This window comes from Escherichia sp. MOD1-EC6842, from assembly GCF_002965705.1.
GTDB classification, from domain to species: domain Bacteria; phylum Pseudomonadota; class Gammaproteobacteria; order Enterobacterales; family Enterobacteriaceae; genus Escherichia; species Escherichia ruysiae.
The window spans coordinates 225,196-233,107 of the sequence record NZ_PTRF01000007.1 but is presented as its reverse complement, the minus strand read 5'-3'; the positions used below and the strand labels follow the sequence as shown (position 1 = coordinate 233,107).

5 protein-coding genes are annotated in these 7,912 nt (G+C 47.7%); all 5 read left to right on the top strand.

What is annotated here, in order from left to right:
* Positions 1–561: pyridoxal-dependent decarboxylase (locus tag A7Z29_RS11400; protein WP_286135335.1), on the top strand; the 561-nt coding region annotated here is incomplete at its 5' end.
* Positions 562–717: 156 nt separating this feature from the next.
* A complete protein-coding gene (gadC, locus tag A7Z29_RS11395) occupies positions 718–2,253 on the top strand; it encodes an acid resistance gamma-aminobutyrate antiporter GadC (protein WP_000246004.1) in 1,536 nt (511 codons plus the stop codon).
* A 130-nt stretch (positions 2,254–2,383) separates the two neighbouring features.
* Positions 2,384–3,703, top strand: a complete 1,320-nt coding sequence (locus tag A7Z29_RS11390; protein ID WP_105290247.1) for a family 10 glycosylhydrolase — start codon at positions 2,384–2,386, stop codon at positions 3,701–3,703.
* A 349-nt stretch (positions 3,704–4,052) separates the two neighbouring features.
* Positions 4,053–5,435 (top strand): diguanylate cyclase, encoded by a 1,383-nt coding sequence (locus tag A7Z29_RS11385; RefSeq protein ID WP_000426303.1) that lies wholly within the window; start codon positions 4,053–4,055, stop codon positions 5,433–5,435.
* 24 nt (positions 5,436–5,459) lie between these two features.
* Positions 5,460–7,865: an oxygen-sensing cyclic-di-GMP phosphodiesterase DosP gene (gene dosP, locus A7Z29_RS11380; protein ID WP_105286806.1), complete on the top strand. Its 2,406-nt coding sequence runs from the start codon at positions 5,460–5,462 to the stop codon at positions 7,863–7,865.
* Positions 7,866–7,912: the final 47 nt, after the last annotated feature.

The following is a 7,912-nucleotide window of genomic DNA, read 5'->3' as shown; positions in this document are numbered from 1 at the left end:
CCGCTGGGCTGCGGCTGGGTTATCTGGCGTGATGAAGAAGCACTGCCGAAAGAACTGGTGTTCAACGTTGACTATCTCGGCGGTCAGATTGGGACTTTCGCTATCAACTTCTCTCGCCCTGCCGGTCAGGTAATTGCGCAATACTATGAATTCCTGCGCCTTGGTCGCGAAGGCTACACCAAAGTACAAAACGCCTCTTACCAGGTCGCCACTTACCTGGCGGATGAAATCGCTAAACTGGGGCCGTATGAGTTCATCTGTACAGGTCGCCCGGACGAAGGTATCCCAGCGGTCTGCTTCAAACTGAAAGACGGGGAAAATCCGGGATACACCCTGTATGACCTCTCTGAACGTCTGCGTCTGCGCGGCTGGCAGGTTCCGGCCTTTACCCTCGGCGGTGAAGCCACCGACATTGTGGTGATGCGTATTATGTGCCGTCGTGGTTTCGAAATGGACTTCGCTGAACTGTTGCTGGAAGACTACAAAGCCTCCCTGAAATATCTCAGCGATCACCCGAAACTGCAGGGTATTGCTCAGCAGAACAGCTTTAAACATACCTGATAACGTTTAAGTGGTAACGGTGTCCCGGAACGCTCTCGTTTCGGGACAAATTCCAAAGTCTGTTCACTGGCATTAGCAATGGAAAATATTGCTCTGAATACGCTTCAGAACAAGACAGGCGCGGTTCCGACAGGAATACCGTTTTAGGGGGAAAATATGGCTACATCAGTACAGACAGGTAAAGCTAAGCAGCTAACATTACTTGGGTTCTTCGCTATTACGGCATCGATGGTAATGGCTGTTTATGAATACCCTACCTTTGCAACATCCGGTTTTTCATTAGTTTTCTTCCTGCTATTAGGCGGGATTTTATGGTTTATCCCCGTTGGACTCTGTGCTGCGGAAATGGCTACCGTGGACGGTTGGGAGGAAGGCGGCGTTTTCGCCTGGGTATCGAATACCCTGGGGTTAAAATGGGGATTTGCAGCGATCTCATTTGGTTATTTGCAAATCGCTATCGGCTTTATTCCGATGCTCTATTTCGTGTTAGGGGCACTCTCCTACATTCTTAAATGGCCAGCACTGAATGAAGACCCGGTAACAAAAACCATTGCGGCACTCATCATTCTTTGGGTTCTGGCATTAACTCAGTTTGGCGGTACTAAATATACAGCGCGAATTGCTAAAGTCGGCTTCTTTGCCGGTATCCTGTTACCCGCATTTATTTTGATTGCATTAGCGGCGATTTACCTGCACTCCGGTGCGCCAGTTGCTATCGAAATGGATGCAAAAACCTTCTTCCCGGATTTCTCTAAAGTTGGCACCCTGGTTGTGTTTGTTGCCTTTATATTGAGTTATATGGGTGTAGAAGCCTCCGCAACCCACGTCAATGAAATGAGCAATCCGGGGCGAGATTATCCGCTGGCAATGTTATTGCTGATGGTGGCGGCAATCTGCTTAAGTTCTGTTGGTGGTTTGTCCATTGCGATGGTCATTCCGGGTAATGAAATCAATCTGTCCGCTGGGGTAATGCAAACCTTTACCGTTCTGATGTCCCATGTGGCACCGGAAATTGAGTGGACGGTTCGCGTGATCTCCGCACTGCTGCTGCTGGGTGTTCTGGCAGAAATCGCCTCCTGGATTGTCGGTCCTTCTCGCGGGATGTATGTCACAGCGCAGAAAAACCTGCTACCTCCAGCGTTCGCCAAAATGAACAAAAATGGCGTGCCGGTCACTCTGGTTATTTCTCAGCTAGTGATTACCTCTATCGCCTTGATTATCCTCACCAATACCGGTGGTGGTAACAACATGTCCTTCCTGATCGCACTGGCGCTGACGGTGGTGATTTATCTGTGTGCTTATTTCATGCTGTTTATTGGCTACATTGTGTTAGTCCTTAAACATCCTGACTTAAAACGCACATTTAATATCCCTGGTGGTAAAGGCGTGAAACTGGTTGTAGCTATTGTCGGCCTGCTGACCTCAATCATGGCGTTTATTGTTTCCTTCCTGCCGCCGGATAATATCCAGGGTGACTCTACCGATATGTATGTCGAATTACTGGTCGTTAGCTTCCTGGTGGTACTTGCCCTGCCCTTTATTCTCTATGCCATCCACGATCGTAAAGGCAAAGCGAATACCGGTGTGACACTGGAGCCAATTAACAGCCAGAACGCACCGAAAGGTCACTTCTTCCTGCATCCACGTGCTCGTTCACCGCACTATATTGTGATGAACGATAAGAAACATTAACCATCTCTGAAGGGGATAAGACAAGGGAGCGATAGTTAATCGCTCCCTTTTTCGTACCTGTTATCGTATTGACTTGCCCCAGATAAGTACGAGAATGAGCAACACATCTGTTTACCGGAAACCAGCATATATGGATATCTGCTCCCGAAACGTGAAATTAACGATCAAAAAGCCAGCCACACTCGTTGCTCTGGCTCTTTTACTGTGTAGTTGTAAGACCACACCGCCAACGCCAATAACTACACCACCAGCAGGTTCAAAACCACCAGCGACAACACATCAACCAGCGCAGCCGATGCGAGGTATCTGGCTGGCTACTGTCTCTCGCCTCGACTGGCCCCCCGTTTCCTCGGTTAATATCAGTAACCCCACCAGCCGAGCCCGCGCACAACAACAGGCGATGATTGACAAGTTAGATCATCTACAACGTCTCGGCATAAATACGGTCTTTTTCCAGGTAAAGCCCGATGGTACAGCCCTTTGGCCATCGAAAATTTTACCGTGGTCCGATCTTCTGACCGGCAAGATTGGTGAAGATCCAGGTTACGATCCGCTGCAATTTATGCTCGACGAAGCCCACAAGCGTGGGATGAAAGTGCACGCATGGTTTAATCCCTACCGCGTGTCGGTTAATACAAAACCCGGAACTATCAGGGAATTGAATAGCACCCTGTCACAGCAACCAGCCAGTGTCTACGTGCAGCATCGCGACTGGATCAGAACGTCGGGCGACCGTTTTGTTCTCGACCCTGGTATCCCTGAGGTTCAGGATTGGATCACATCAATAGTTGCGGAAGTGGTTTCCCGTTATCCGATAGATGGCGTGCAGTTCGACGATTATTTCTACACTGAATCACCGGGTTCGCTGCTGAACGATAACGAGACGTACCGCAAATATGGGAGAGCTTTTGCATCAAAAGCAGACTGGCGGCGCAACAATACTCAGCAATTAATTGCAAAGGTATCGCACACCATCAAAAGCATTAAGCCAGAGGTTGAATTTGGCGTTAGCCCGGCTGGCGTCTGGCGCAACCGATCACACGATCCGCTCGGTTCCGATACACGAGGCGCAGCAGCCTATGACGAATCCTATGCGGATACCCGCCGTTGGGTAGAACATGGTTTACTGGATTATATTGCCCCACAAATTTACTGGCCTTTCTCACGTAGCGCAGCACGCTATGACGTACTGGCAAAATGGTGGGCAGATGTCGTCAAACCGACCAAAACCCGGCTATATATCGGCGTTGCCTTCTATAAAGTGGGTGAACCCTCAAAGATAGAACCTGACTGGATGGTTAACGGCGGCGTGCCAGAACTAAAAAAGCAGCTTGATCTTAACGATGCTGTACCCGAAATTAGCGGCACGATTCTGTTCCGCGAAGATTACCTTAATAAGCCACAGACCCAACAAGCCGTTAGTTATCTGCAAAGTCGTTGGGGTAGTTAAACGCCCTCTTTTACTGTGTCATGCCGGTGATGTAAGCACCGGCTTGTCACCCTGCAAAATGCCGTAACCTCTTAAATAAAATTATCTCCATATAAGCAAATTGCTACAATCCTCTGATTAATTAGTATCAACATGAAAAACAATACGATATTCGTCACCACCGAAAAATAATCACGATGGGCTATACTCTTCAGAAGAACAGTAGCGTAGATTAAAACTGTCTAATCCGTTTATTTCTTTTCATTATATCCTCATATTTCAGGAGAATATGGTGCGATAAGTCTGTCCAGTATGTTGCGTTTCGTTTTTCGATCCCATCTGCCTTTCCAGTCGTATAAGGGGCTGAATTATGGAGATGTACTTTAAAAGAATGAAAGATGAGTGGACTGGATTAGTTACCCAGGCTTCCCCTCTCATTCGCGCTAAAGCCGCAGAAATTGCTGTTGCACATGCCCATTACCTGAGCAATGAGTTTTATCGTATTGTACGTACTGACCCACATGCCGAAGAGTTTTTGAGTAACGAACAGGTTGAAAGGCAACTTAAAAGTGCTCTGGAAACATGGATTATCGATGTGCTCTCTGCGCAAGCGGACGATGTTGATAGGCTTATACAAATCCAACATACCGTGGCCGAAGTACATGCCCGTATTGGCATTCCCGTAGAAATCGTTGAGATGGGTTTTCGTGTATTGAAGAAAATCCTCTATCCAGCGATATTTTCCTCTGATTATTCGCCAGCGGATAAACTTCAGGTTTATCATTTTTCGATTAACAGTATTGATATAGCCATGGAAGTTATGACCCGGGCGTTTACCTTTAGCGACAGTAGTGCGGCTAAAGAAGACGAGAATTATCGTATCTTCTCACTACTTGAAAATGCCGAAGAAGAAAAAGAACGGCAAATAGCCTCATTACTTTCATGGGAATTAGATGTTATTTATAAAGTCCTGTTGGATTCTGATTTAGGCAGCAGCTTACCGTTAAGCCAGGCTGATTTTGGCTTATGGTTTAACCATAAAGGTCGGCATTATTTTAGCGGTATTGCCGAAGTCGGTCATATCTCCCGCCTTATTCAGGATTTCGACGGGGTTTTTAATCAGACAATACTCCATGCCAAGAATCTGAGTAACAAAAGTCTGCGAGTGAAGTTTTTATTGCAGATACGAAATACCGTATCGCAAATTACAACCTTATTGCGAGAACTGTTTGAAGAAGTTTCTCGCCATGAAGTGGGAATGGATGTGTTGACTAAGCTACTTAACCGCCGTTTCCTGCCGACTATCTTCAAACGTGAAATTGCCCATGCCAATCGGGCTGGCACGCCGTTATCTGTTCTCATCATCGATGTTGATAAATTCAAAGAGATCAATGATACATGGGGACATAACACCGGCGACGAAATTCTGCGTAAAGTCTCGCAGGCGTTTTACGACAACGTCCGTAGTAGTGATTATGTTTTCCGCTACGGTGGTGATGAATTTATCATTGTACTGACGGAAGCCTCAGAAACTGACACTTTACGTACCGCAGAACGTATTCGCAGTCGGGTAGAAAAAACCAAACTGAAAGCTGCAAACGGCGAAGATATTTACCTCTCTCTGTCCATTGGTGCCGCCATGTTTAATGGACATCCGGATTATGAACGTTTAATTCAAATAGCCGACGAAGCTCTGTATATCGCCAAAAGACGAGGTAGAAACCGTGTTGAACTCTGGAAAGCCAGTCTTTAGATTCACCCGGATGCAGAGGTAATCATGAAGCTAACCGATGCAGAAAATGCCGCTGACGGCATTTTTTTCCCCGCGCTTGAGCAAAATATGATGGGCGCGGTGTTAATCAACGAAAATGATGAAGTCATGTTTTTCAACCCCGCTGCAGAGAAGCTTTGGGGATATAAACGCGAAGAGGTCATTGGCAATAACATCGATATGCTGATTCCCCATAATTTGCGCCCAGCACACCCTGAATACATCCGGCATAACCGCGAAGGAGGTAAAGCGCGTGTCGAAGGAATGAGCCGGGAATTGCAGCTGGAGAAAAAAGATGGCAGTAAAATATGGACACGATTTGCCCTGTCAAAAGTGACTGCCGAGGGGAAAATTTATTACCTGGCGCTGGTGCGAGATGCCAGCGTTGAAATGGCGCAGAAAGAACAGACCCGGCAGTTGCTCATTGCCGTGGATCATCTCGACCGACCTGTGATTGTGCTTGATCCTGAGCGTCATATCGTTCAGTGCAATCGCGCGTTTACAGAAATGTTCGGCTATTGCATCAGCGAAGCCAGCGGTATGCAGCCCGATGCGCTGCTTAACATTCCTGAATACCCGACAGATAACCGCATCCGCTTACAGCAGCTTTTGTGGAAAACCTCCCGCGATCAAGATGAATTTTTGCTATTAACGCGCACGGGTGAAAATATCTGGATTAAAGCATCTATCAGTCCGGTCTATGACGTGCTTGCTCATCTACAAAATCTGGTAATGACCTTCTCAGATATCACCGAAGAACGGCAAATCCGCCAGCTGGAAGGCAACATCCTCGCCGCCATGTGCAGCAGCCCACCGTTTCACGAAATGGGTGAAATCATTTGCCGTAATATTGAATCCATTCTTCATGAATCGCATGTGTCACTGTATGCATTGCGTAATGGGATGCCAGTGCATTGGGCGTCGTCCTCTCATGGGACAGAAGTAAAGAATGCACAAAGCTGGGCTGTTACCATTCGCCAGCGCGATGGCGCACCAGCGGGAGTTCTGCAAATCAAGACGGCTGCAGGGACAGAAACCAGTGCATTTGTCGAACGCGTGGCAGACATCAGCCAGCATATGGCCGCACTGGCGCTGGAACAGGAGAAAAGCCGCCAGCACATCGAACAGCTAATCCAGTTTGATCCGATGACCGGTCTGCCAAATCGCAATAATCTGCACAATTACCTCGATGACCTTGTCGATAGAGCTGTATCTCCGGTGGTTTATCTTATTGGCGTCGACCATATTCAGGATGTGATCGACAGCCTCGGCTATGCGTGGGCCGATCAGGCATTGTTAGAAGTCGTTAATCGCTTTCGCGAAAAACTCAAACCCGACCAGTATCTCTGCCGCGTTGAAGGTGCACAGTTTGTCCTCATTAGTCTGGAGGATGAAGTCAGCAACATTACCCAAATCGCTGATGAGCTACGCAACGTCGTTAGCAAACCGGTCATCATTGACGATCAGCCTTTTCCTTTAACCTTAAGTATTGGTATCAGTTACGACGTTGGTAAAAACCGTGACTACCTGCTTTCTACCGCCCACAATGCAATGGATTTCATTCGCAAAAACGGCGGTAACGGCTGGCAGTTCTTTAGCCCGACAATGAACGAAATGGTTAAAGAGCGGTTAATATTAGGCGCGGCGCTGAAGGAAGCGATCAGCAACAACCAGTTGAAGCTGGTTTACCAGCCGCAGATCTTCGCCGAAACGGGTGAACTGTATGGTATTGAAGCTCTTGCTCGCTGGTATGACCCGCAGCATGGACATGTTCCCCCTTCCCGGTTTATTCCCCTCGCAGAAGAGATTGGTGAAATTGAAAATATTGGTCGTTGGGTAATTGCTGAAGCCTGTCGCCAGTTAGCAGAATGGCGAAGCCAGAATATTCATATCCCGGCGTTATCCGTAAACTTATCTGCGCTGCATTTTCGCAGTAATCAGCTACCCAATCAGGTTTGCGATGCGATGGAAGCCTGGCAGATTGACGGCCACCAGCTGACGGTGGAAATCACTGAAAGCATGATGATGGAACACGATACGGAGATCTTTAAACGCATCCAGATCCTGCGGGATATGGGCGTAGGTTTATCTGTCGACGATTTCGGCACCGGCTTTTCCGGCCTGTCACGCTTAGTCAGCCTGCCGGTAACGGAAATTAAAATCGATAAAAGTTTTGTCGATCGTTGCCTGAGCGAAAAACGCATCCGTGCCTTATTAGAAGCCATTACCAGCATTGGGCAAAGCCTGAACTTAACCGTAGTGGCAGAAGGTGTGGAAACGAAAGAACAGTTTGAGATGTTACGCAAGATCCACTGCCCCGTGATTCAGGGTTATTTCTTCTCACGTCCTTTGCCCGCTGAGGAGATCCCTGGCTGGATGTCTACTACGCTACCGCTTCAAATCGACGCTTAGAACATCTTGCCCGCGCAGGCGGGCAAGATTTCATGTATTCATATTCC

What these genes read in the sequence shown, in the direction of transcription:
- dosP (WP_105286806.1), top strand. Translation starts at nt 5,460, where the DNA reads ATGAAGCTAACCGATGCAGAAAATGCCGCTGACGGCATTTTTTTCCCC.
- gadC (WP_000246004.1), top strand. Translation starts at nt 718, where the DNA reads ATGGCTACATCAGTACAGACAGGTAAAGCTAAGCAGCTAACATTACTT.
- A7Z29_RS11385 (WP_000426303.1), top strand. Translation starts at nt 4,053, where the DNA reads ATGGAGATGTACTTTAAAAGAATGAAAGATGAGTGGACTGGATTAGTT.
- A7Z29_RS11390 (WP_105290247.1), top strand. Translation starts at nt 2,384, where the DNA reads ATGGATATCTGCTCCCGAAACGTGAAATTAACGATCAAAAAGCCAGCC.